A 24,737-nucleotide genomic window follows, 5' to 3' on the forward strand; every position below is an offset into this window, starting at 1 on the left:
TATCAGCTCCTTTATACTGCTTCTTTAACATTCTTACCACAGCAATTTTTGTATTTTTTACCGCTGCCGCACGGGCAGGGGTCATTCCTTCCTATCTTCTTACCCTTATTTCTCACTGGTTCAGATGGTGCAGAATTGTCCATTATCGGCTTTGCCACCTGTTCCCTCTTCGGTGCCTCCTTCTGAAGAGAGATATGGTAAAGTATCCTTACCGTGTCAGCCTGTATGTTGCGAATAAGCTCCTGGAACATTTCATAACCTTCTTTTTGATACTCTATCACAGGGTCTACCTGCCCGTATGCCCTCAGGCCGATACCATCCCTCAGATCGTCCATTGCGTCGATGTGGTCCATCCACTTGGAATCTATTGTCCTCAGGAGCACTACCCTTTCCAGTTCCCTCATATTGGATTCGCCAATTTCTTCCTCTTTCTTTCTGTATTCCCTTTCGGCGATCTCCATTATGGCCTCTTTTAAGCCCTCTTTTGTCACCTCTTCCTTATTCTCTACTATTATGCTTCCCTTCGGCAGGAAATACTGGTTAAGGTGATTAAAAAGGCCATCGTAGTCCCACTCTTCCGAATATTTACTCACTCCTGTGTAAATCTCTATGGACTCATCAACAATGGCCTCAACCATAGACATAATGTTCTCCCTCAGATTTTCCTCATCCAGCACTTTTTTTCTCTCGCCATATATAACCTCACGCTGTTTGTTCATAACATCATCAAACTGGAGGACTCTTTTCCTTATGTCAAAGTTTCTGCTTTCTACCCTTTTTTGGGCAGATTCTATCTGTTTGGTAAGGATATTGTTCTCTAAAGGCATGTCCTCCTCCACACCCAGTGCATCCATTATACTCATAACCTTCTCTGAGCCAAAGAGCCTCATCAGGTCATCCTCCAGGGACACATAGAACCTTGAAGACCCCGGGTCTCCCTGTCTGCCAGAACGGCCCCTCAACTGATTATCTATACGTCTTGCCTCATGCCTTTCCGAACCTATGATATGGAGACCACCGAGAGCAACAACCTCATCGTGCTCCCTGTCACATTTTTCCTTTTCTTCCCTGTAAATCTCCTTATATACCTCACGGGCCTTAACTACCTCCGGGTCCGTTAGCGACGCATATCCCGCCGCAGCATTTATTATCTCATCTGGATACCCCATCTCTCTCATTCTCTGCTTCGCCAGAAACTCAGGGTTGCCGCCAAGCATTATATCAGTACCACGGCCTGCCATATTGGTGGCAATGGTGACAGTGCCCTTCCTGCCAGCCTGAGCAATTATCTCGGCCTCTTTCTCATGATACTTGGCGTTTAATACCTGATGGGGTATCCCTTTTTTCTTCAACATCCCGCTCAGTATCTCTGACTTTTCAATGGAGATTGTGCCTACAAGGACAGGCTGACCCTTCTTATAGCTCTCCTCTATCTCATTTACTATTGCCCTATACTTGGCGTTTACTGTCTTGTATATAACGTCAGGGTTATCCACCCTTATCATAGGCTTATTGGTCGGTATCTCCACAACGTCAAGGCCGTATATCTCACGGAACTCCTGCTCTTCAGTCTTAGCCGTACCGGTCATTCCTGCAAGCTTTTTGTACATCCTGAAGTAATTCTGAAATGTTATTGTGGCCAGGGTCCTGTTTTCATTCTGAATCTTCACCCCTTCTTTAGCCTCAATAGCCTGATGGAGACCGTCACTATACCTTCTGCCAAACATCAGCCTGCCGGTAAATTCATCTACTATTATTACCTCTCCATCTTTAACTATATAATCCCTGTCCTTCTTCATGAGGGTATGGGCCTTGAGTGCCTGAATGATATGGTGATTCAACTCCATATTATCCATATCAGCCAGATTCTCCACGTTAAAATAGCGCTCAGCTTTTTTTACACCTGAATCGGTAAGGGCCACGGTGTTGGCCTTCTCATCTATGGTATAGTCATCGGAACCAAGTGTCTTTACAAACCTATCCGCCTTATAATACTTATCTGTCGATTCTGTACCCATACCAGATATGATGAGAGGCGTACGAGCCTCGTCTATAAGTATACTGTCCACCTCATCCACTATGGCAAAATTTAATCCCCGCTGGACCATCTGATCTTTATATATGACCATGTTATCCCTCAGATAGTCAAAGCCATACTCATTATTAGTCCCATAGGTTATATCCGCAGCATAGGACAGCTTCCTCTGAGCGTTGTCCATATCATGCTGGATGAGGCCCACACTCAGGCCTAAAAACTCATACACCTTTCCCATCCATTCGCGATCACGCTTTGCCAGATAGTCGTTCACTGTCACTATATGGACACCCTCACCGGTAAGCGCATTGAGGTATGCAGGGAGAGTAGCAACAAGGGTTTTACCTTCACCTGTTTTCATCTCGGCTATCCTTCCCTGGTGCAGCACAACGCCTCCCAGCACCTGTACTCTGAAATGCCTCATGCCCAGCACCCTGTCTGATGCTTCTCTCACCACAGCAAAGGCTTCAGGCAGTATATCATCAAGGGACTCACCATTCACTATCCTTTGTTTAAATTCAGCTGTCTTGCCCCTGAGCTCTTCGTCAGTGAGCTTTTTCATATCATTTTCCAAGCCCATGACCTTATCCACTATGGGCCAGAGCCTTTTTATCTCTCTTTCATTAAAGCTCCCAGCAATCTTTTCAAATATCTTTAACAATACAATCACCTTCTCGGTTAAAAAATAATCCCTAAAGGTTTATTATATCAGAGTGGATATAAACCTTCAAGGGAATGGGAAAATCATCCTACATCTATACACCTGCCACAGTCACTGCAGTAATAGACATCCCTTTTCTCCGCCTTTATCTTTGAATATTCCTTGACCGCATAATTCTTCAAACCATATATCCTGTAATAGTTCATTGGTCTCAATATATCCGGTATCTTTACATTTTCAGGACGAGATATCCAGTAAGCCTCATTGCTCCAAACCTATTCAACACCTCACCGCAAGCTCTGCGCTACAAATTTTATTATACTACATAAACATGATATTAAAAAGGCAGGATTAGAATCCTGCCAAATTTAAAGGGAAAGTTTATGGAGAATTTATATAAAAACCGGTAATACCGGTTTTTATCATTAATCCTTCATATTCAGTATACCACATCTCTCAAGTTATTGCATCACCTTACGTAAAATTTTTCTCCCTCTTTATATATCATTAAAGAGAGAATTAATACCTATTTCAATACTATGACCAAGAGACAGGTTACCTGTCAGTCTCGCATCAAAGCCAATATCTCGCTGTAAATAGCATTAAATGGCCTACCTGCTTTTTGCGCTACTCTTTTCACATCCTCATATTCCGGTACAGCCTTTACAGTTTCACCATCTATATAGCCATACTTTATATTTACAGGTCCATACTCCGTTTCAACTGTTCTTATCTCCCTTTTGAGCTTAGACCTGTCCACAAGAAGCTTTCTTATCCCAAAACTGGTGGTCTCTCTAAATACTATCTCCTCCACCTTAATGATGTCCTCTCTTTTGCATATAACAGAAAGAACAGCGGCTGGCCTTGACTTTTTCATTATGACTGGCTGTATAAAGACATCAAGGGCACCCTCGGCGAATAGCCTGTCAATAACATATTCATAGGACTCTGGGTTCATGTCATCTATGTTCGTTTCAAGGAGATAGACCTGGTCTCTTTCATAGCCCGCAGCCTCTCCCAAAAATGTCCTCAGAATATTGGGGACTTCCAGGTCTTTTTCTCCACTGCCATATCCTGTGTTTTTCACAACCATTGAAGGCATTCCGCCGAATTCATCAGCCAGGGTCTTCACTATGGCTGCCCCTGTAGGCGTTACCAGCTCGGACCGTATGCCGTTGTCATATACCGGTATACCTTTTAAAAGTTCTGCTGTGGCCGGGGCAGGCACTGGAAGTCTGCAATGGGCAGCCTGTATATAGCCTCCACCTACCGGTACTGGTGAAAAGACTATCCTGTCAGGCTTTACCATGTTTATCAGTATGGATGTGCCTACTACATCTATAATGGAATCTACAGCGCCGACCTCATGGAAGTGCACCTCTTCTAAGGACACATTATGTACCTTCGATTCTGCCCGGCCAAGATTTTTAAATATCTCTCTGGCAAGCTCTTTTTCCCTATTTTCCAACTCACTATTGTCAATTATCTCATATATGTCGTTAAGATTTCTTTGGTGATGATGCCTCTCGTCATAGCTTACCTTGAACCCCAAGGCATGTATTCCTTTTTTGACAACCTCTGTTATCTCTGCATCGTAATCATGCAGTGCAATGCCCTCAAGCCTTTTCAGGAACTTTTCTCTTTCACCAGTAAGGCTCAAGAGAGATGATATGGTCATGTCGCCGCTTATGCCTGAAAAACAGTCAAAGTAAAGTATTTTCATATCTTCTCTCCCATTCTGTTTATTATGCTGGCAATATATGCCGCTCCAAATCCATTGTCTATATTTACCACAGCCACTCCGCTGGCACAGGAATTGAGCATAGTGAGCAGGGCCGAAAGCCCATGAAAGTTTGCACCGTATCCTACGCTTGTAGGCACAGCAATCACCGGACATGATACAAGACCTGCTACCACACTGGCCAAAGCCCCCTCCATTCCAGCAACAGCAATTATTACCTTTGCTCTCCTCAATTCATCCATATGACTGAGCAATCTATGAAGCCCGGCCACTCCGACATCATAAAGCCTTCCCACATTATTTCCAAAAAATTCAGCAACGCACGCTGCCTCCTCGGCCACCGGAATATCTGATGTGCCGCCGGTCGCTACCAGTATCCTGCCTACAGGCTGGCTATGAGAACGCTTCAGATATATTATCCGGCCATCTTCATTATACTTAAGGTCAGGAAAATCCCTTTTAAGTTCATCATACATCGTCCTGTCTGCCCTCGTGCCAAGTATGTCCTCCCCATGTTCTAACATATCCTTTATAATGCCCCTAACATGCTCTATGGACTTTCCCTGACAAAAAATTACTTCCGGATAACCCTTTCTCCTCTTTCTGTCATAGTCTATTTTTGAATAGCCAAGGTCATTATATCCTTCTCCTCCAAGTTCTTTTAAAGCATCATCTATGGATATACTGCCGTCCTTGACCATTTCCAGTATCTCTCTCTTGCCCATCATAACACCTCATTCATGCTTCCTCTTCTATATCCTTGCAGGTCCAAAGCCACATACCTGTAGCCAATCTCCTTTAGCCTCTCTACAATCTTTAACCTCAAATCTTCGTCAAAGAGCCTGGAAATATCCTGAGGGTCAAGCTCTATCCTGGCCATGTCACCATGGTTTCTTACCCTGAACCCTTTAAAGCCCAGTGATAGCAAATAGTCCTCAGCCTTCTCCACCCTTTTTAACTTCTCACTGGTTATCTCCTCACCGTATGGAAATCTTGATGATAGGCAGGCATAAGCTGGCTTGTCCCATGTGGGCAGGTCAAGCTCTCTTGATATGTTGCGAATGTCCTGTTTTGTAAGACCCAGCTCAAGAAACGGACTCACCACGCCCATCTCTTCCGCCGCTTTACGGCCAGGCCTGTAGTCGCTCAGGTCATCAGCATTGGTGCCGTCCAGGATAAACTTTATGCCCTCGCTGTCTGCGATACTTTTCAACTTGCTAAAAAGTTCCCTCTTACAGTAATAGCACCGGTTGACAGGGTTTTTGGCAAAACCTTCAATCTTCAATTCCTCTGACTCAATAAAGATATGCCTTATGCCTATCTCACCGGCATATTTTCTTGCCTCCTCCCTTTCCCTCTCAGGGTATGTAGAAGAGACTGCAGTGACAGCCAGCGCCCTGTCACCTAAGGCATCATAAGATGCCTTGGCCAGAAGAGTAGAATCCACACCGCCTGAAAACGCTATAAGGACACTGTCAAGGCTCTTTAAATACTCCAGAAGTTTATTGTATTTTTCACTCATAATAAGCAGTACCTCCATAGTACGGATTTATAAACCTTAAACTTATAGTATGTTCTTATTCTCCATCGTCTTTTTTGCCTTTTTCATTGAATAACCGACAAACGCTGCTGAGACAGCATATGTGGCTGCAGCTGTCCTAACATTGATAAAACCATCAGGTATATGTATTTTTTACCCTCCTTCAATAAAAAAATCATGAAGAATCAGTCTTCATGACCTACCTGTTCCTTCAATTCTGTTATCAGTTCATCCAAATAACCTTGCATAGCGCCCTCCTTGGTGCCAAGAATCTTCACATTACACCGCGAAGATGGAATTAAAAGCTTCATTGCATCCGAGGAAGACACTGCCTCAGCCATCTTTGGGGTAAGCTCACCCATTAGTGAATTGGATATGATTATAGCTATGGGACCTATTATTAAATCCACCTTTTTAGCATTTACTACTATGGCGTTCTCGCCTGTAGCGCCTTCATCGGCGCCTCCTTTTAACATATTAAACGTAGCTGTGGAGTTGGTGCCAAGGGCTATTATCTTTACAGGCAACCTCTCCTGCCTTATCCTCTCAATGACAGCCCGGCCAAGTCCTCCACCCTGACCATCAATTACCGCTATATACAGATTATCTCTCTTCATATTTTTAATTCTACACACATTTCACAGTACTGTCAATAGATATCTTTAGATGCTCCCTTCTTAATAACAGGCATAAGGGCATAGACTAAGGCCATGGATATCAATGCATCTACAGTGTGATGAAGTACAGTGCCTATGACCACCACACCGGCCATATAGGTACCTATACCAAAAGGTATGACTATAAGTCCCTCTAAAATGGCATGTACTGGAAGGACAACAAAGACAGCCTTATTAAAACTCATGCCCCTTCTGATAAGCATCGCCCCTGCTGCTCCCCATACAGCGTGGGTGAGAGCCCTGGCTGCAACAACAGGCCCCAGCTTCAAAAGAAATCCAAAAGCGGAACCCAGCCCGACCATAACCGCTGCTGAAGGACTTACAAGCATTGCCAGCATCTCAGGCACATGTGCCGTAAGGGTTGCTGAAAACGGTGGTATTACAACACCCAGTATACCTCCAAAAGCTATAGGTATCATGATGGCAAGGGCTGTAAGCACAGCACCAGCAGTAAGTTCGTGAGTTTTCATCTATATTCCTCCTATCTTTACAGTTGTCTTTACATCTGTAAAGATATTATAACACCTGCTGAAAAGAGCTGCAAGTGTTAACAAAAAATAAACATAGATTTAACATGGATTTAATACAAAAATCTATAGGTGGTGCTATACTGAAGATGGTGGTCTTACACGAGGGCAATATCCCTCACAACTTAATATGGAAGGTAAGTCCCCTCAACCTTCCCCTCCTAAATTTTCATATATATTTTCAATCCATTATAAAGCCCTTTTCTCTTAGGGCTTTCTCTATTCTTTCCAGCGCTGCCTCACTTTCAGCTTCTACGGTATGCAGGTGTACTCCCTCAGTAAGTGAGGACAAAAGCTTACCCTGGCTCTCTTTTATGCTCCTTATAAAGTTGTCAAGGTCATACCTGGATGATATCATGAGGTATCCTTTTAATTCACCATATACCGGGTGCTCAACTATAACGTCCAGTACCTTTCCCCCGTAATCTACTATGGTGGAGAGCTCTTCATAGACATCTTCCATACCATGCCTGCAGGCAAAAATTCTCGTCTTCCTCTGCATGTTTCCTTCCAGCCTGTAACCCTGAGGCGTGGAGAGTATCTTTTTCCCTTCAGCTCTCATGATTGCGATGTCCTGGACAATCACCTGTCTGCTAACTCCGAGCCGGCTTGACAGCTCACTCCCGGAGATAACCCCTCCATTTTCCAACATTTCAATTATCCTGCACCTTCTTGCCGCTGCATCCACTGCCTTCACCTGCCTTCTTTACCAGTATGTCCTGAATGAGAAAAAATAGTCCTATGCAAATAAATATATCACCTATACTCAGCACATCCGGTCTCGGATAGGGTTTTGGTATGTATATTATATCTCCCAGAATCCATAAGGGCGTACCCGGTGTTATCATCACATGAGAAATAAGGCCTCCCCTGGCAAGACTGTCTGCAAGTTCTGTAAAACCAGCTTTTCTTGCCGCTTTCAAAAGTACCGGCATCCTGCCGCCGTTTAAAGCTATAACCACCATGTTCAGGAAAACCCCAATGCCCACTGGCCAGAATACCCTGTTATCCCTGTTCATATAAACCGCAACCATAAGAAATGCAAAAGAGGACAGGTACAGCCAGTACCTTAAATGTCCAATCTCTTTCGCATACAATACACTGACCGTTTCTATAAGCAGGCCCAGTGCAAACAGGTATGAGCCCCTTATCTCATATTGGGCCGCAGCCTTTATATCAACGCCTCTTATTATTGCTATGATTAAAGAAATGACCACAACATCAATAAACACGTATAAACAACTCCCTGTTATTGGCAAATGCCTTTTTAAATGCCTCCAGTGCAGTAGGTATAAAATGGCCACGCTCATTGACTATCACAGAATACGCCTCATCTTCACTCATAGCCTGCCTGTAGGGCCTATCTGAAGTCAGGGCGTCATAAACATCTGCAATGGCGAGTATGCCTGCTTCTAAGGGTATCTTATCCCCCAGCTGTTCAGGATATCCTTTACCGTTATACCACTCGTGATGATATCGTATCCACCGCGCTTCCATCTCCAAAAACTCTATATTCCTTACTATTCTGTAACCTATCTCAGCATGTTCCTTGACCTTCTCATACTCCTCCGGTGTCAGGCGGCCAGGCTTATTTAATATGCCCTCATCTATCCCAATCTTGCCGACATCGTGCAGGAGAGCTGCAATCTTAATCTTTTCTATTTTGGCATCCGGAAGACCAAGCTCCTTAGCTATAGTCTCTGCATATTTTTCTACCCTCTGTGAATGGCCTTTGGTGTATTTATCCTTTGCCTCTATGGCGTCCACAAAGGCCTGTATAGTCTCATAATACGTCTTTTTTAAATCAAGATAGATCTGTACTGTATACCTGACTATCAAAATAGGCAAAAAGAAAAACGCAAGACTTATGTAGCCATACAGATCATACGCCACGCTCAGCAAAAACCCCATAAACCCCATAGATACAAAATTTGGTAGTCCCAAAGTGAAATTTTCTTTAAAGGTTTTACAAAAATCAATCCCTTTGTCAAAATAGATAACAAGGCTTATCAACAGATCATTTATAAGCAGAAAAATAAAAGAAAACATCATTGTAGTTATGAATTGATTTATATATCCCAAAATACCATGTATCTGCAATGCCACATAAATATAGTTATAGGCAATATGCGCCGATATATAGAAACTTATAACAGTAGAAGCTGTATTAAATACGGTAACCTTAAACGGCCTGTTAAAGACAAACTTAGACTCACCCTTCTTATAGTAGACACTGAAAAACTCTGCTAATCCTACTATAAATACCGCTTTATCAATACCCAGAACCGATATGGCTAAAATCTGAGACACTAAGCTAAAGGAGACCAGAGTACCATTACCCAACTCCAAGGTAAGGGACTCTGATATGACAAGGACAGCAAAAAAAACAGCAAGCCTGCCTATATCAAACCCACTATCAGATACCGTGCTTATACCCCTACCCAGTATCAGCAAGGCTACAGCAGATAAGGTCAATATATATGCAAAAAGTAACTTCTGTCTGCTCAAACGATTGTCCCCCTTCTATAAAAACGGCCGGTATAAACAGTTTAGATTACCATGGTGACCACTTAAAACCTGCTCCGCCAACTACTGCCAGAGCCATTAAGGTTAAAAGAATAGATATTATCCTTGCCTTCATCCCTAAGCCCCCCTTTATGTTTTTCTCTATCCCACGCTACGGGACAGGAGGCCGCTACGCTACGTTTATACCGGCCTTTTTTTCTATTTTTTAAGTGTATTGACTACCCTGTTGACTGCATTTAAAACAGCCTTTACACATGCCTCCTCAATCTCCTCATGGACAATTGCATTTCCAATATATAGTTCCTTATGTCTTGTATTCATGACGCTGAGCACCACAACCAGCACCTTCAAATTGGCTATGTCTATAAACTTATAGTCTTCAACAACAAGGACGATTTCATCCGATATGTACTTATTCAATGCAGAAACCACTGCATTTATAAAAGCAGTCGGTAAAAAACCACTGGAATGGACTCCGCTGTATTCACCCTCATACGCAATATCGTTCTTTTCAAGAACGACCCGTGCGCTTCCCCTAATTCCTTCAAGACTGTACTGCAGGCTTCTTATCCTTAACCGCTCGTCATCATTGGGTAATCCATCGTTCTCTATTTCAGCTACACTTATAACCTTGTAATCTATATCAACATTGAACTTCGCCATGAGAGCCGACTGTACGTCTCTGGAAATCTGTTTAGGATTTCTGCTCTTATCTGCAAGTACATGTATCTCTACAATTTCGCCACGGTCATTCTTTATTATCTTGCTGGATATTACTCCTCCAAGCTGGTTTAATGTCTTTTCCATTTCTTCAAGAAGGTTTTTATCTGTTTCCATTAGCATCCGTCCTTCCAATTGTACATATATTAAATTATTCTACTTATTTTTGCTAATTCCTTCTTAAATAATAAAAAAAATGGATGGATCTCCTCCATCTTTAAATAAAAATATCAATAAATAAACTATTATCTTTATTCCTCATTTGGCTCTATAAGGCCATACCTTCCATCCTTCCGTTTATAGACCACAGCCACATCATCGGTCTCCTCATTGGTAAAGACAAAGAAGTCATGTCCAAGGAGGTTCATCTGAAGTATAGCCTCCTCAACTGACATGGGCTTGATACTAATCTTTTTTGTCCTTACAACCTCGAAGCCTTCCTCCTCTTCCTTAGGCCCCTGAGGTAAATCGGCATATCTTATGGAATCTCCGCTACTGAATCTTTTCTCCAATCTGGTTTTATATTTAAGTATCTGTTTTTCAATCTTATCAACCGCATTATCAATGGAAACATACATATCCGGTGTGGCTTCCTCTGCCCTGAAAAGTATATCCCTGAATGGTATTAATATCTCTGCTTTATGAAATCCCCTTTCTACCTCCAACAATACCCTTGCCTCGAGCTCTTTGTAGAAATATTTGTCAAGCTTTTGGAGTTTCTTTTTTGCTCTCTCCTTTAATGCATCAGTAACATCCATGTTTTTGCCTGTTACAGCAACCTGCATATCATCAACTCCCCTCATTTTTAGGATGCATATAGTTATATTCTATCTTCTTCCCTTTTTTCCTTCTTTTATTACAAAACTTTTCTCTAATACAGGACCTTGCTTAAGAATTCCTGAGCCCTGCTGTTTTCTGGATGAGAAAAGAATTGTTCGGGAGTTGATTCCTCCAATATCTGGCCTCCATCCATGAATATTATCCTGTCGCCCACCTCTCTGGCAAATCCCATCTCATGGGTAACCACCACCATGGTCATACCCTCCTCAGCTAAGCCCTCCATGGTCATAAGAACCTCTTTTACCATTTCAGGGTCCAGGGCCGACGTGGGTTCGTCAAAAAGCATTATATCCGGCTGCATAGCCAGGGCACGGCATATGGCCACCCTTTGTCTCTGTCCGCCTGACAGTTGAGATGGAAAAGCATATATTTTGTCCTCCAAACCTATCTTTTTCAGGAACTCGAATGCAATATCCTCGGCAATATCCTTGCTAAGTCCCTTTACCTTCATAGGGGCAAGGGTTATATTGCCAAGCACATTAAGGTTATTAAACAGATTAAAGTGCTGAAAAACCATACCAATCTTCTGCCTTATGCGGTTGACATCCGTCTTTTTGTCTATCAGCTCCCCCTCTATATATATCTTGCCGCTGGTAGGATACTCCAGCAGGTTTATGCATCTTAAAAAGGTGCTTTTCCCCGAGCCACTCGGTCCAATGATTACAACTACATCCCCCTTGTCCACCTTTGCATTTATACCCTTTAGTACATGCAGCTTGCCAAAATTTTTGTGGAGGTCTTCAACGCGAATCACTGGCTTTAAGCCTCCTCTCCAGGATTCTCTGAAAAGTAGAGAATATATAAGTCATCACAAAATAAATGAGCGCAACCACAATCAATGGTTCAAAGGCTGTATACGTGGCTGCTCTTATTATATCAGCCTGCCTCATCAGGTCGCTCATGCTTATAACAGAGACAGCGGCTGATTCTTTGAGCAGCGCTACAAACTCATTGCCCAGCGCAGGAAGAATGTTCTTTATTGCCTGGGGAATAATCACAAAGCGCATAGCCAGGCCGTAACTCATGCCCAGAGACCGGGCAGCTTCCATCTGTCCATAGTCCACTGCCTGTATTCCTGCCCTGATAATCTCAGCCACATACGCACCGCTATTTATACTAAGGGCAGCTACTGCTGCCGGAAAGCTTGGTATATCCTGACCTATAAGCTGTGGCAGTCCGTAATAAACTATATATAACTGCACAAGTAACGGCGTCCCCCTTATAAGCTCCACATATGCACTCCCTATAAAGCTTAGGGGCTTAAAGCTGGACATCTTCAATAAAGCCACCACAAGACCGAGTATTATCCCAAAAATCACAGAAACTAATGTAAGTTCAATGGTAGTAACAGCCCCCTTTACAAAAAGGGGACTGTATGAGGAGATCCTAGAAAAATCAAGATTCAAAGTTATACCTCCCTTATGCGCCAAACCACTTATTTACCATCTCGTCGTACTTGCCGCTATCCTTCAGGTCCTTTAAAACCTTATTTATTACCTCTACCAGGTCCTTATTTCCCTTTGCCACTGCTGCTGCAGAACCGCCGCCTTCATCTGCCAGCTCTTTAATATATACAGATTTTATATCGTCATTCATGCTGACAAACTTTTTTGCCACTACCTCAGTAGCCAGAACTGCATCAACCTTGCCGTTTTTAAGCTCCATTACGGCATCCGTCAGAAGGTTTATAGGCTTTGTTTTCATTCCCGCCTTTTGGGCTGCAGCTTCCTGAGTCGTACCCAACTGCACAGCAATCAGTTTATCCTTTAAATCGTCAATTGTTGCAATATTAGAGTCCTTTTTGACCAAGACAAGATTTTTCCCGGAGAAGTATATATCGGAAAAGTCCACACTCTTTGCCCTTTCCTCTGTGGCAGTCATACCGGATATTATTACATCAATTTTATTCGCCTGAAGCATGGGTATAAGCCCATTAAAGGAAGTGTCAACTATATGCAACTTCACTCCCAGTTCATCGGCTATAGCCTGTGCCAGGTCAATATCAAACCCGACTATCTTATCTTCGCCGTTGATTATCTCATGGCTCTCATATGGAGGGTAGTCTGCACTGAGCCCTACTATAAGTTCACCTCTTGCCTTTATCTCATCAACTTTGCTTGTTTTTCCCGTGTTATCCTTAGACTGTGAATCAGAACTGCTTTGAGTCTGAGACTGTGAGCCAGAACCATTTTGAGCCTGAGGTTGTGCCGCAGGTTGACTGCTATTGCTTCCACAGGCTGCAACAGCCAGCACCAAAAATACAGTAAGCAAAACAACTACAACCTTCTTCATCCAAAGACCTCTCCCTTCTTTTTTGTATAATTATAGAGCATAATGCATATAAAATCAATATGTAGTCAAAAAAATATCTTATTTTTAAATTAAGATGGCTTGCCTCGATGTTTTTCTAACCTCGCTTATTAATTTTTACGGTAAAATTGATCCTGGATCATATACAATTTTCTTTTATATATGTTCAGTCTGTGGAAAACTACAGTATAAAACTGTGGAAAATGTGGATAAGTCCCTCTATTAGCATGACTGATGGATTAACAATGTTGAAAGGCCTGTGGAGAACACACTACATATTTATTCATACTTGCTTTAATTGTTATTATTTTATTAATGTATTATTTTATTAATGGCCCGTCAATATTATTTAGTACATAAATAAAAATTAAAAGGGACACACCCTAAGTGTCCCTTTGATAATCCTCTTTACTATTACGTAAGGGGATTAACCACGATTAAAACTTCTGTGAGATGATCTGCCACCATTCCCGTGGTTGTCATATCTCTGCTTTTTAGCATCTCTGCACTCCTTGCACCTTACGGGTTCATTCTGGAAACCTTTCTCAGCATAAAACTCTTGCTCTCCTGCGGTAAATACAAACTCCTTTCCGCAGTCCTTACAAACTAACACCTTGTCCTCATACATACGGATAATCCCCTCACTTTAAAGATATTGTTTGCCTATATTCCACTTTAATATACAGGCCATTATTATTATATGGTAAAAGCTTAAAAAAAGCAATACTTTTTTAAAAATTTTGTGGCCTGCCGATGTGTCTCAATGTAAAAGAAAATATGATTCCTGAGACTATTACATACATATAAAAGCTAAAAAACCTCCAGATGCCTATAAACACGCCGAGATTCTGAGTCGGCACAATATTGGAAAAAATCGCTGCATATCCCAATTCAATTACCCCGCTGCCACTGGGTATTGGGTTATATGTAAGTATGCTATAAAAAATGGTTTGCCTTGCAAGCACATTAAACCAATCGATATGTAAGCCCATTGCCAGCATTATAACTGTAGCAAAATTAAAGAAAATAAACCAGAAAAGTACAGTATAAATCATCTGGATTGCGGTCACCTTAACGCCATACGAAAGTATTACTTTGAAATTTTCCTTATATTCCCTTAGTCCTTTAACTATCCTCCATATCCATTTATCTCTTGACCTTTTAAATGTAACTCTCTTAATCATGGAAGAATAACCGATTTTGACTGCCAGCAATTCAATAAAATGTGGATTTATCATTAAGTACCAGCACCCTATAAGAAGCACAAATAAAAACAAAGATACACCTACAGCCAGAACTCTCAGATAAATATTTAACCCTATTCTGTTATAAAAAAATAACGTAAGAAACAGTGGAAAGATGCCGAAAAAAAGCAAAGAGTAAAGCAGTCTGCCTGTCACCACTGTTATCCCTTTATTTATCTTTATATTCTTCTTGCTCAGATAGTATACCAGTGCAGGTAACGCCCCGGATTGAAAGGGCGTTATGGCTCCAATAAAGTGTGAGGCTATGTTAGATACAAACAGATAAAAAAATGAGGTACGCTCACCCATAATCCCAAGGAGGTTCTGTATCCTTAATGTGTCAACAGCCCACGTCCCAAACATCATCAAGACCATCAGCACAATGTATTCAATTCTAATATGTAGTATCCTGTCTATCTCATCAGGACTGACTGTAAAGTATATAATTATAATTATTGTCACAAAGCTTATCAGGACTGACGATAAAAGCCATATCAGGTTTTTTCTATTTAGCAGGTTCATCTTCTACCTCCACATGTCAAGGTTTGCCATCAGAGTCAACCCCTGGTGATACACTCCCGGTTTACTCCCATTCCCTCTTTTACTTCACTATCCCTATACCATATTATTGTTTTTCTTACAACCGTTCTTAAATTTTTCTACAGTATTTTGGATTGTATAGATTAATTGCCCACGGCTGTCTTCTATGCATCACAAACCGCCTTTGGAAACCTATCGTGTCAATCCCTTAATATAAACATTATACAGGATGTTTTGTGTATATGGAAGGTACTTGTCGGAGTATCTTCTTTTTTGTATTTTATTGCGTTTTCATTCGCTGAGAAGATGCAATACTGCCTTTACAATGCGACAAAATGTAACAAATAATTGCTAATAGTGCAAATTCCTCTACTTTTCGTAACTATCATTTACTCAATATTTAAATCAAACTATAATCATTAGAAGGAGGTGAATTCATGTTTGGTGATGTGTTGCACAGATTACGAAAAGAGAAACATCTTACCCAGAGAGAACTTGCAGATAAACTGTCTATTTCAAGAAGCGCTCTCTCGTTGTATGAATCAAACAAAAGAGAACCAGATTTCGCTACTTTAAAAAAGATTGCTGATTTTTTTAACGTCTCTCTTGACTATCTCCTCGATAGAGAGGTGGGTAATACTTCCACAAACGATTACAAAATACCCGACTATATATCCGAGGTACTAAAAGACCCAGATATAACTCAGGCTTTCAAAGAGTTAAAAAACATGTCAGAAGAGGAAATAAAGAGCCTTGCTGTTCATCTGTACGCAATCAAACTAATGCGTACAAAGGAGAAAGAATCAAAAGGTACTAATAAATCTTAATTAATTATGCCCAACGTGTTCCAGTCCCTGTCTCAACAATGTCAGTATGTGTTCATCATTTAGAGAATAAAAGACGGATTTGCCTGCTTTTCTGAATTTTACAAGCCTGGCAGCCCTTAAGGTCCTTAATTGATGAGATATGGCTGACTGCGACATATTAAGAATTTCTGCTATATCACAGACACATAATTCATCAAGGCTGAGTGAATATAATATTTTTATACGGGTTGGGTCACCAAGTATTTTAAAAAGGTCGGTAAGTTCACTAATGGTCGTGTCGTCCAGTTTGTGGTTTAATACATTATCAATCTCTTGCTGATGTGTCTCATTTTCATCGCACAACTCTATATTATCATCCACCATAATTGTGAGCAGGCCTCCTTTGGTAAGTTAATTCAAATCACATCAGTATACAGCAACGATACCTTCTCGAGGTATAATTTGCCCTGGATGTCATCCGGGAAAAGTGGTATTTCCATTAAGATCATGTCCTTAAATTTCCTATAAATCTCTTCCATATAAAACCTCTCAGTTTGTTTCCGCTTAAGCAAAAACTCATCAGATATATCATCGGGCAGAACCTTATTTATTATAACTCCGCCTATCTGTATCCCATATTTTGCAAGAATGGATATCGCCTTTTGCGTCTCTATAATCGGCAATTTCTCTGGGTTTAACACAAACACAAAGCACGCCTTCCTGCTGTCTATTAATATTTCCCTGGCTTTTTCATACTCTTCTTTCCGTCTCATCAGTATATTCAATACGGGATCATTGGTATACTTGTCATGGAGTTCTTTATTCCCGACAGTTGACATCTTCATAAGCTCTACAGCCTCGCGCCTGCTTGAAATCAACGAATCCATCCAGGCACCCATAAGTTCCGGCAAAGACAGTAGCCTTATCGTGTGACCTGTAGGGGCAGTGTCAAAAATGATGACATCATAATCTGAGGTATAATTTATTATGATCTTCACCAGTTCGTCAAATATGGCCGCCTCTTCAGAACCAGGAGATACCACCATTGCATCTATTTGCCTTTCTATCTCTTCTATTATTATAGGGCTTAAGGTCTTGCGCATCTCGGCCTTTGTCCTCTTTATATAATCATCGCTGGCCTTTTCTGGGTCAATCTCAAGACCAAAGAGATTATTATCCAGCTCTCTTATTTTATTCCCAATCTCTACTTCAAAGATGTCTCCCAAAGAATGGGCAGGATCTGTAGAGACGATAAGCGTCTTATAACCCCTTTGTGCACAAAAAAGGCTGTAAGAGGCCGAACTGCTGGTCTTGCCAACACCACCCTTGCCACCAAAGAAAACTATATTTTTCATCAGCAGCACCAGTCATATTTGCCCCAGCGTTCACTCAAGACCTCCTTACGGTCAAGCATTCTTTTTTCCCATGTCGTGAGGTCTTCGGCAAGATAGGGCAAAAGCTCTATAGAATAATAACTGGATGGCAATGGCAGTCCAAGCAGCTCACCATAGCACAGGATCATGAAATTGTCTAATTTCTCATAGGCCTCAACCCTCATAATCCTTGAGGAGTTGTAGTCAGCCGAAAAGGCACCTTTAATGAATTCTTTGGTGAAGTCTAAAGTCTTCATCAACCTCTCATTATTCATATCTCAGTTCCCCCTTTTATTAATATCATCAAGAGTCTTAAATTCATAACCTTCATCCCTGATTGAGTCAATAATCTTAGGCAATGCCTCGGTATCATCCTTTGATTCAGCGTGGAGAAGGATAACTGCCCCCGGATGCAAATTGTCCATAACAGTATCGTAACTTTCTTGCGGCCCTCCAGGTAATGGGAGCCAGTCCTTGAAGGCAAGGCTCCAGAATACCGTTGTATATCCCAGTTCTTTTGTCACTTTTAGCGTTCTTTCCGTATACTCTCCCATGGGTGGCCTTACATACTTTGTCTTTATCCCCACATCCTTCATCAGCAATTCATCCACCCCATTTAGTTCCTCCTTAATCCTATCATCGGTAATTGTTGGCAGGCTGGGGTGTGTCATTGTGTGGTTGCCCACTATATGGCCCTCTTCAACCATTCTCTTTACATAGTCTGGGTGCTGCTTTACATAAGAGCCTGTGACAAAAAAGGCTGCTTTTACATTCCGGTCATTTAAAATATCCAGTATAGTTGGTGTGTATCCATTTTCATAGCCTTCATCAAATGTCAGATAGACTACCTTTGATGATTCATCTCCGGTAAAAATAGCACCATACTTGTCTATCAGTTCCCTGGCGGTCTTAGATATGGTTGGAGTTTTATGCTCGCTGTTACGTACCATACCCCATCCTATTGGTGTCTCTACCGGCTCTGTTTTTTTGCTTTCTTCTTTCTCCGGTTGCTTCACGCTGTCGTCTTTCTCCACGTCCTGTGGTACATTATCCTTTTGTAAATCAGACTCTGCATTTTCAACGGTGTGATTATCTTCACTGCTGCCGGCATCATTTGTCTGACTCTGGTTTACCCGAGTCTCTGCTTCACTGTTTGCCTTTGACTGTACAGGCTGTTTAGCAGGTTCCTGCGATTTTTGCCTATAGCTGCATCCACCCATGACAAGCAGTAGTACCAATAATAATGTGATCAATCTTGATTCCATCTAAGCCAGCTCCTTATGTGTATTGGCAGATGTCTCTATAGAGACAGGTGTGACATCTGTTTTTATCAACACGGTATCTATGGACTGCGCCATTTCTGATGCTTTGCATTTCTTTAATTATTTCTGTTACCTTTTCCCTTATATAATAATTGTTGTCAATCTCGTAGGCTTTATTGGCATATATCAATCTCCCCTTACCAGGGCGAATGCCATAATTTTCTTCAACAAGAAGAAAATATACGGCAAGCTGCATGACATCTTTTTCAAGAGGTGTGTCTGTTGTGGTTGATTTGAGTTCCACCGGTACTAAATCATCACCCTTCTTGAAGATATAGTCGGGCTTTCCGGAAATCATATATGTGTCTGATTTCAGCAGTGTTCCATCCCCTTTTGCATCACTGTAAATAGACCTATAGCCTTTTATTCCAACAGTCCTCTTAATCTCCCGTATCCTTAACGACGTTTCCTTATCAAGAAGGATGATGGCCAGGCCAACTATAAAAATGATCAGAGCAATGACCATATCTTCCACCCTATCCATAAGATAAGTACGGCAGAAGCCAGCCCGGCTACAATCCTGATAAAGTTTTGCATCTTAAGCCCCCTGTCATATGCTTTATGATATTTTTTCCCTTTTTTAAACCTTTTAGAAATTTTTTTCGTTCCCCGCGGTATTTTGTTTACGGTCAAGCTGTAGTAATATTGATAAGGGCAATAGCAAAACCTGTTAACGTCTTCCGCAGATATATATTTCCCGGCCTCCTCATGGTTTTTTCCAATTTGTTCCATGTGCAACACCACCCGCTACAAGACCATTATACATCTAATTTAACGGATATTAAAGCTCCTCAAAACTTTTTACATATATAATAAAAAAACTTGAAATTCTGATAAAAATTTACATACCGCCATGACATCAAATATAGCCATTAAGGATATTTCTGTGTAGGTTTTATTGATTTTTTAAGTTGGGGTACTTGATAAATCCATCCAACATGCGTATAATATACTGTGGTCAAAAGATTTGACTCCCCCTTTAATATAAATCTTTTAAGTCCTTGGTTAACCAAGGACTTTTTTTATCACCCTTTCCCAGTTTTTATAACATATCTTATCCACATCCTCTATACTGTATCCGCTATCAATCAGATTTTGACGGATTAACAGCATGTCGGATACGCCGCTCATATCTCCAGGTATTGTGCACCCATCAAAGTCCGATCCAAAACCTACACACCCTATGCCGGCTACATCTGCAATATGGTCAATGTGGCGTATTATATCATTCATGCTGGCCTGGCCATCACTCAAGAATTCAGCAGCAAAATTAATGCCTATAACCCCGCCGGTATCAGCAATTGCCCTTATTTGCTCGTCAGTAAGATTTCTTGGGTGGCTGCAGAGTGCCCTGCAGTCAGAATGGGATGCAATAACCGGCGCACTGGCGACATTGATAACATCCCAGAAACCCCTTTCATTCAGGTGGGATACATCCACAATCATACCTATCCGGTTCATCTCCTTCACTACGTCCTTGCCAAAAGAAGTCAAGCCGCTTCCCGAATCCTCTCCAATGCCGTCTCCCAGTTCGTTCCTCCTGCTCCATGTCAGTGTAATCGCCCTGACACCAAGCCTGTAAAAATCCCTCAGCAGATACATGCTGCCCTCTAAAGCCTCACCGCCCTCTATGGATAGAAGACCGCCAACCCTACCATTCTCCTTTATCCTGTTCAGGTCATCGAATCTATATACAGGTTCCAGTCTGCCTCCGCTTTTATCCACCTCATTGTAAAAGCTATCAATCATGGCAAAAACCCTGTCCGCCGCTTTTTTTCTCACGTACATGTCGTCAACAAAACACGCAAAGACCTGCATCAATACCCCTGAACTTTCCAGTGCAGGAAGGTTGATATGGCCTTCTCCATCATCCATTAAACTCCGCTTTCCATCCACCGTATCCATCAGGGTATCACAATGAAAATCAATAAACATGCAAACACCCCCCTTTTATCATTATTGTATCATTAATTGTATCATACTCACCTATAAATTTCTCGACTTATACAAAATAAAATAGGCACAAATAATTTTTCTTAGTTTAGGAAAAATAATTAGTGGTGATGATAGATGGAATATATATCAAAGGACCTGAAAGAAAATATTGAGGAGCTTAAAAATCGCTTTAAAGAGTGCGACGACATAATATTTAGAGAGTTTCATATTGGAAACCAGGCCTTTACACACAAGGTAACACTCATCTATTTTGAAAACATGATAGACAGGGCGCTCATACAGGATAACATAATAAAACCCCTTACAAAGGTAGATTACCTTACAATAGAGCGTAACCCTGGAAGGCAGCTATTTGATAGGATAAAGGAAAAGCTCATAACGGCATACAGGCTGGAAGAAAAGGACAATATGGGTGAGATAGTGGCAGCCATCCTTTCTGGCAATACGGCTCTTTTTGTAGACAGAATTGACAGGGGTATCGTCATATATTCAAAGGGGTGGGAAAAGAGGAACATTGAAGAGCCTCAAACTGAGGTCGCCATAAGGGGTGCTCATGAGGGGTTTATTGAGTCCTGCGGGACAAATGTCTCTCTTATACGAAAGAGGATAAAAGACCCTAACCTAAAGTATTTTTCAACTGAGATAGGAAAACGCAGCAAAACAACCGTTGGACTTATGTATATCGATGGCATAGCAAACCCTGCAATTATAGATGAGCTTAAAAGGAGGATAAGTAAAATCGACATAGACGGGATACTGGAGAGCGGCTATATTGAACAGTTGATAGAGGATAATCCAATGTCTCCTTTCCCCCAGTTCAGGCACACAGAACGTCCTGACGAGACGTGTGGTGCGCTCCTGGAGGGAAATGTGGTAATCCTCTGTGATAACACACCCTATGCTCTGATAGCACCTGTTACACTGATCGGACTGTTCCAGTCCATTGATGATTACAGTTCCAACTGGTATATAGCCACCTTGATCAGGGCACTCAGATTTTTAAGCGCATTTTTTGCCGTCACTATACCTGCCCTTTATATTGCCTCAACGTCGTATCATCCCGACATGCTGCCAACAGACCTGGTTTTATCCATAGCTTCGTCAAGAGAGAACGTGCCATTTGCCACACCAATAGAAGCACTCCTGATGCTTATAACGCTGGAGGTATTAAGAGAAGCTGGTGTGAGACTACCAGCGCCTTTTGGTCAGACAATAGGTATAGTTGGAAGCATTGTCCTCGGCCAGGCCTCTGTGCAGGCCGGAATTGTCAGCCCCATAATGGTCATAATAATATCAATAAATGCTATATCATCCTTTGCTATCCCCAATTTTAACCTTGCCATATGTTTCAGGCTGATGACATTCATATTTATCCTTTTAGCTTCAGTCGCAGGCCTTTACGGGGTATACATAGGGTTTCTGGCGCTCATAATACACCTTGTAAAACTTAAGAGTGTGGGAGTAAGCTATCTCTCGCCATTCGTTAACTTTAAAATCGGTGATGGTATAGATACATTCTACAGAGCTCCGTTCCATCAACTCACCAAAAGGCCAGACTATACCATGCCCCTCGACAAAGATAGGATGAAAAAGCATTAATAGGAACAGGAGGCCATACAGTTTGAACAAAATGACACCTATCACAGGTGTTCCAATAGTATTATGTTTCATTGGATTTTTAAGTGGAGTCGAAAAACCATGAAAAAAACTCTTTTGCTCACCTTGACCATTATACTTATGTCTATATCACTATCAGGTTGCTGGGATTTGGCCGATATAGACAAAAGGCTTTTTGTAGCTTCGTTTGCTATAGATAAGGATGATAATAATTTTGTCGTTACACTTACAGTCCCTTCCAACCTGACAACGGGCAGCACAGGGTCAAATCAAAATCAGGATGCCCCCGTCCCATCTTTTAGGGAAGAATCCAGCACGATATATGGGGCATTGGATAAGTTGTCACTCAGGATAAACAGAATGATAGATTTCTCACACACCTCGGTAATACTCATCGGTGAGGACACTGCAAGAGATGATTTAAAACCAATACAAGAATTTTTAGAAAGGTTTGCCAGTGTAAACAGGCGTGCCCAGATAAGTATCTCAGAGGGGAAGGCAGAAAACATAGAAAAACTTCATTCAAAATTAGAAAAGCAGACCTCCGTGTATCTTGATACTATATATGAAAATAGAAACTCACTCGGCTACTTTGTCCATCAAGATGTAAATGATTTTATACGCATGATGCATTCTACAGGCGGCAACATGCTCATGAGCAAGGTAAAAATCGGACCCAATGATGCGTATATAGGTGGAGCAGCTGTGATAAAAGATAACAAAATGGTTGGATGGCTGGATGCAGAAGAAACCCTGGGTATAAACCTGATTAAAAATAAGATTAAAAATCCACTTATACCATGTGACAACATCACATTTGAGGTATCAAACAGCCATGCAAAGCTATCAGTCATATCAAGTTATGTGCCAACCATAGGCATAGACATAAAGGTAAGGTGTAACATACTTGAAGCTGTTGAATTATCGCCAACAGATGAGAAAAAAATAAAAGCAGCAGAAGGCATAATTTCTGCGCGCATAAAGTCAATTGTATATAAAAGTTTGGATACCATTCAAAACGAGTATGGTTTTGACGCTATCCAACTGGGCGAGTTTCTGTACAAATTTTATCCAGATATTTGGAAGAAATATCAACAAGACTGGAATGAGATATTCCCGAATGTAAGGTTCATAGTAAATGTGGACTCTACAATACAAAAAGTCGGCAGTATATGATAAAGTGCAGAGGAAGGTATTGAGTATGAACGGTGATAACGAAAAGATAACCTCATATCAATCTGTAGCATTTCTTATCTCCGTAATCATTGGAACAGGCGTGCTCAGTATGCCAGGAGATGTAGCTAAATCTTCCGGGCCTGACAGCTGGATATGTGTCATTTTAGGTGGATTTTTTTCGTTTTTATTCAGCCTCCCTATAGCATATGTAATAAAATATATGGATGAAAAATCATTCTCTGAGTACCTTATAAACCGTGCAGGTAGGTTTTTGGGCACCATCATAGCACTGCTATACTCAGTCTATTGTTTCCTCATCTCAATATCAACCTTACAGGTGTTCGCCAATGTGCTTTGTACATACATATTTAGGGAAACACCAAAAGCATTTGTCATTATCTTAATGTTGTTGCTCACTGTCTACCTTACAATCTCAGGGGTAAAACCTACTGTTGAAACATCCTATATCCTCCTGCCCATACTCATTTTTTCCATTATTTTGATATACGCACTCACACTGCACAAGGCCGATTTTACAGAATTTTTGCCTTTCTTAAACTCTTCTTTTAAGGATCTGGCATTAGGTACTTACAATACCCTATACAGTTATCTGGGCTTTGAACTGCTTTTGTTTATAGCTCCAAGTCTCAAAGACAGGAACAGCGGGAAATATATACTTAAATACACATTCATGATGCTCATACCAGTGTACCTGTATGTGGTAGTTTTGGTAATCTCATCACTTGGTTTAGAGCAGACAAAACAATGCATATGGCCCAGCATGACCCTCATGATGAGTATTTCAGGGCCTGGCCGTATATTTGAAAGGCTCGGCATTGTTGCAATGGTAGTTTGGATATTAACTTCATTTACCACACTGACCGGCTTCTATCTGGGAGGGGCACTCACATTTTCAGGTTTGTGGGGGCTAAAAAATTATAGAACTGTAGTGATAATAGCTGCTCCCATTGTGTACATACTGTCACTATTACCCAGCAACGCCTTCCAGACAATAAATTTTATCAAGGTTCTTAATTACCTTGGTATTGCATGCAGTATAGCAATCCCCATATGCCTTAGTATTGCAGAGTCCCTAAGGTCATACTCAAGACATATAAAAAAATAA

28 protein-coding genes are annotated in these 24,737 nt (G+C 41.4%); 4 read left to right on the forward strand and 24 right to left on the reverse strand.

Features of this window, described 5'->3' with window-relative positions; all coding sequences use genetic code 11:
* Positions 1–11: 11 nt before the first annotated feature.
* The 17 genes from secA to FWJ32_RS04790 all read right to left on the reverse strand — a co-directional run bounded on the left by secA (position 12) and on the right by FWJ32_RS04790 (position 15,343).
* Complete coding sequence (gene secA / locus FWJ32_RS04710) at positions 12–2,696, reverse strand: preprotein translocase subunit SecA (protein ID WP_149544822.1); 2,685 nt, start codon at positions 2,694–2,696, stop codon at positions 12–14.
* Positions 2,697–3,258: 562 nt separating this feature from the next.
* Complete coding sequence (gene larC / locus FWJ32_RS04715) at positions 3,259–4,419, reverse strand: nickel pincer cofactor biosynthesis protein LarC (protein ID WP_149544823.1); 1,161 nt, start codon at positions 4,417–4,419, stop codon at positions 3,259–3,261.
* Positions 4,416–5,162: a nickel pincer cofactor biosynthesis protein LarB gene (larB, locus tag FWJ32_RS04720; protein ID WP_149544824.1), complete on the reverse strand. Its 747-nt coding sequence runs from the start codon at positions 5,160–5,162 to the stop codon at positions 4,416–4,418. Before larB ends, larC begins: the two co-directional genes overlap by 4 nt.
* Positions 5,162–5,959 carry an ATP-dependent sacrificial sulfur transferase LarE gene (gene larE / locus FWJ32_RS04725; RefSeq protein WP_149544825.1) on the reverse strand — a complete coding sequence of 266 codons (798 nt, stop codon included), beginning with the start codon at positions 5,957–5,959 and terminating at the stop codon, positions 5,162–5,164. The genes larB and larE overlap by 1 nt, the downstream gene beginning before the upstream one ends.
* Positions 5,960–6,001: 42 nt before the next feature.
* Positions 6,002–6,127, reverse strand: coding sequence for an energy-coupling factor ABC transporter permease (locus FWJ32_RS13835; RefSeq protein WP_149544878.1), 126 nt, complete (start codon positions 6,125–6,127; stop codon positions 6,002–6,004).
* Positions 6,128–6,162: 35 nt separating this feature from the next.
* Positions 6,163–6,594 (reverse strand): DUF3842 family protein, encoded by a 432-nt coding sequence (locus tag FWJ32_RS04735; protein ID WP_238988791.1) that lies wholly within the window; start codon positions 6,592–6,594, stop codon positions 6,163–6,165.
* Positions 6,595–6,626: 32 nt separating this feature from the next.
* A complete protein-coding gene (locus tag FWJ32_RS04740; protein WP_149544826.1) occupies positions 6,627–7,124 on the reverse strand; it encodes an ECF transporter S component in 498 nt (165 codons plus the stop codon).
* A gap of 238 nt (positions 7,125–7,362) precedes the next feature.
* On the reverse strand, positions 7,363–7,869 hold the full coding sequence (locus FWJ32_RS04745; RefSeq protein ID WP_149544880.1) for a transcription repressor NadR: 507 nt from the start codon (positions 7,867–7,869) through the stop codon (positions 7,363–7,365).
* Positions 7,835–8,413 carry a DUF5317 domain-containing protein gene (locus FWJ32_RS04750; RefSeq protein WP_149544827.1) on the reverse strand — a complete coding sequence of 193 codons (579 nt, stop codon included), beginning with the start codon at positions 8,411–8,413 and terminating at the stop codon, positions 7,835–7,837. The genes FWJ32_RS04745 and FWJ32_RS04750 overlap by 35 nt, the downstream gene beginning before the upstream one ends.
* Positions 8,403–9,689, reverse strand: a complete 1,287-nt coding sequence (locus FWJ32_RS04755; RefSeq protein WP_149544828.1) for an HD-GYP domain-containing protein — start codon at positions 9,687–9,689, stop codon at positions 8,403–8,405. Before FWJ32_RS04755 ends, FWJ32_RS04750 begins: the two co-directional genes overlap by 11 nt.
* Before the next feature lie 216 nt (positions 9,690–9,905).
* The gene (locus FWJ32_RS04760; protein WP_149544829.1) at positions 9,906–10,544 is read right to left on the reverse strand and encodes a hypothetical protein; all 639 of its coding nucleotides are present in this window, start codon (positions 10,542–10,544) and stop codon (positions 9,906–9,908) included.
* Between the two features lie 134 nt (positions 10,545–10,678).
* A complete protein-coding gene (gene hpf, locus FWJ32_RS04765) occupies positions 10,679–11,212 on the reverse strand; it encodes a ribosome hibernation-promoting factor, HPF/YfiA family (RefSeq protein WP_149544830.1) in 534 nt (177 codons plus the stop codon).
* A gap of 86 nt (positions 11,213–11,298) precedes the next feature.
* Entirely contained in the window at positions 11,299–12,021 is a 723-nt protein-coding gene (locus tag FWJ32_RS04770) for an amino acid ABC transporter ATP-binding protein (RefSeq protein WP_149544831.1), read from the reverse strand.
* Entirely contained in the window at positions 12,008–12,673 is a 666-nt protein-coding gene (locus FWJ32_RS04775) for an amino acid ABC transporter permease (protein WP_149544832.1), read from the reverse strand. The genes FWJ32_RS04770 and FWJ32_RS04775 overlap by 14 nt, the downstream gene beginning before the upstream one ends.
* Positions 12,674–12,686: 13 nt before the next feature.
* Positions 12,687–13,559: a basic amino acid ABC transporter substrate-binding protein gene (locus FWJ32_RS04780; protein WP_149544833.1), complete on the reverse strand. Its 873-nt coding sequence runs from the start codon at positions 13,557–13,559 to the stop codon at positions 12,687–12,689.
* Positions 13,560–14,004: 445 nt separating this feature from the next.
* Positions 14,005–14,205 (reverse strand): zinc-ribbon domain-containing protein, encoded by a 201-nt coding sequence (locus FWJ32_RS04785; RefSeq protein WP_149544834.1) that lies wholly within the window; start codon positions 14,203–14,205, stop codon positions 14,005–14,007.
* Positions 14,206–14,308: 103 nt separating this feature from the next.
* The gene (locus tag FWJ32_RS04790; RefSeq protein ID WP_149544835.1) at positions 14,309–15,343 is read right to left on the reverse strand and encodes a lysylphosphatidylglycerol synthase transmembrane domain-containing protein; all 1,035 of its coding nucleotides are present in this window, start codon (positions 15,341–15,343) and stop codon (positions 14,309–14,311) included.
* Between the two features lie 455 nt (positions 15,344–15,798).
* On the opposite strand from FWJ32_RS04790, the gene FWJ32_RS04795 reads away from it, so the two are divergent.
* The gene (locus tag FWJ32_RS04795; protein ID WP_149544836.1) at positions 15,799–16,188 is read left to right on the forward strand and encodes a helix-turn-helix domain-containing protein; all 390 of its coding nucleotides are present in this window, start codon (positions 15,799–15,801) and stop codon (positions 16,186–16,188) included.
* Here FWJ32_RS04795 and FWJ32_RS04800 read toward each other — a convergent pair whose 3' ends face one another.
* The 7 genes from FWJ32_RS04800 to FWJ32_RS04830 all read right to left on the reverse strand — a co-directional run bounded on the left by FWJ32_RS04800 (position 16,189) and on the right by FWJ32_RS04830 (position 20,797).
* Entirely contained in the window at positions 16,189–16,551 is a 363-nt protein-coding gene (locus tag FWJ32_RS04800) for an ArsR/SmtB family transcription factor (RefSeq protein WP_149544837.1), read from the reverse strand.
* Positions 16,552–16,583: 32 nt separating this feature from the next.
* Positions 16,584–17,522: an ArsA family ATPase gene (locus tag FWJ32_RS04805; RefSeq protein ID WP_149544838.1), complete on the reverse strand. Its 939-nt coding sequence runs from the start codon at positions 17,520–17,522 to the stop codon at positions 16,584–16,586.
* On the reverse strand, positions 17,522–17,815 hold the full coding sequence (locus FWJ32_RS04810) for a DUF7990 family protein (RefSeq protein WP_149544839.1): 294 nt from the start codon (positions 17,813–17,815) through the stop codon (positions 17,522–17,524). Before FWJ32_RS04810 ends, FWJ32_RS04805 begins: the two co-directional genes overlap by 1 nt.
* Before the next feature lie 3 nt (positions 17,816–17,818).
* Positions 17,819–18,805: a delta-lactam-biosynthetic de-N-acetylase gene (gene pdaA / locus FWJ32_RS04815; protein ID WP_203227582.1), complete on the reverse strand. Its 987-nt coding sequence runs from the start codon at positions 18,803–18,805 to the stop codon at positions 17,819–17,821.
* A gap of 13 nt (positions 18,806–18,818) precedes the next feature.
* Entirely contained in the window at positions 18,819–19,328 is a 510-nt protein-coding gene (gene cas4, locus FWJ32_RS04820; RefSeq protein WP_162523507.1) for a CRISPR-associated protein Cas4, read from the reverse strand.
* On the reverse strand, positions 19,313–19,594 hold the full coding sequence (locus FWJ32_RS04825; protein ID WP_149544841.1) for a hypothetical protein: 282 nt from the start codon (positions 19,592–19,594) through the stop codon (positions 19,313–19,315). Before FWJ32_RS04825 ends, cas4 begins: the two co-directional genes overlap by 16 nt.
* Positions 19,595–19,867: 273 nt before the next feature.
* The gene (locus FWJ32_RS04830) at positions 19,868–20,797 is read right to left on the reverse strand and encodes a dipeptidase (RefSeq protein WP_149544842.1); all 930 of its coding nucleotides are present in this window, start codon (positions 20,795–20,797) and stop codon (positions 19,868–19,870) included.
* Positions 20,798–20,932: 135 nt separating this feature from the next.
* Here FWJ32_RS04830 and FWJ32_RS04835 point away from each other — a divergent pair, with 135 nt between their 5' ends.
* From FWJ32_RS04835 to FWJ32_RS04845, 3 genes are all read left to right on the forward strand, one after another.
* Positions 20,933–22,417 carry a spore germination protein gene (locus FWJ32_RS04835; RefSeq protein ID WP_149544843.1) on the forward strand — a complete coding sequence of 495 codons (1,485 nt, stop codon included), beginning with the start codon at positions 20,933–20,935 and terminating at the stop codon, positions 22,415–22,417.
* A gap of 99 nt (positions 22,418–22,516) precedes the next feature.
* Positions 22,517–23,611 carry a Ger(x)C family spore germination protein gene (locus tag FWJ32_RS04840; RefSeq protein WP_162523508.1) on the forward strand — a complete coding sequence of 365 codons (1,095 nt, stop codon included), beginning with the start codon at positions 22,517–22,519 and terminating at the stop codon, positions 23,609–23,611.
* Positions 23,612–23,636: 25 nt separating this feature from the next.
* Positions 23,637–24,737 (forward strand): GerAB/ArcD/ProY family transporter, encoded by a 1,101-nt coding sequence (locus FWJ32_RS04845; RefSeq protein WP_162523509.1) that lies wholly within the window; start codon positions 23,637–23,639, stop codon positions 24,735–24,737.

Origin of the sequence: Calorimonas adulescens (genome assembly GCF_008274215.1) — a bacterium.
Taxonomy (GTDB): domain Bacteria; phylum Bacillota; class Thermoanaerobacteria; order Thermoanaerobacterales; family UBA4877; genus Calorimonas; species Calorimonas adulescens.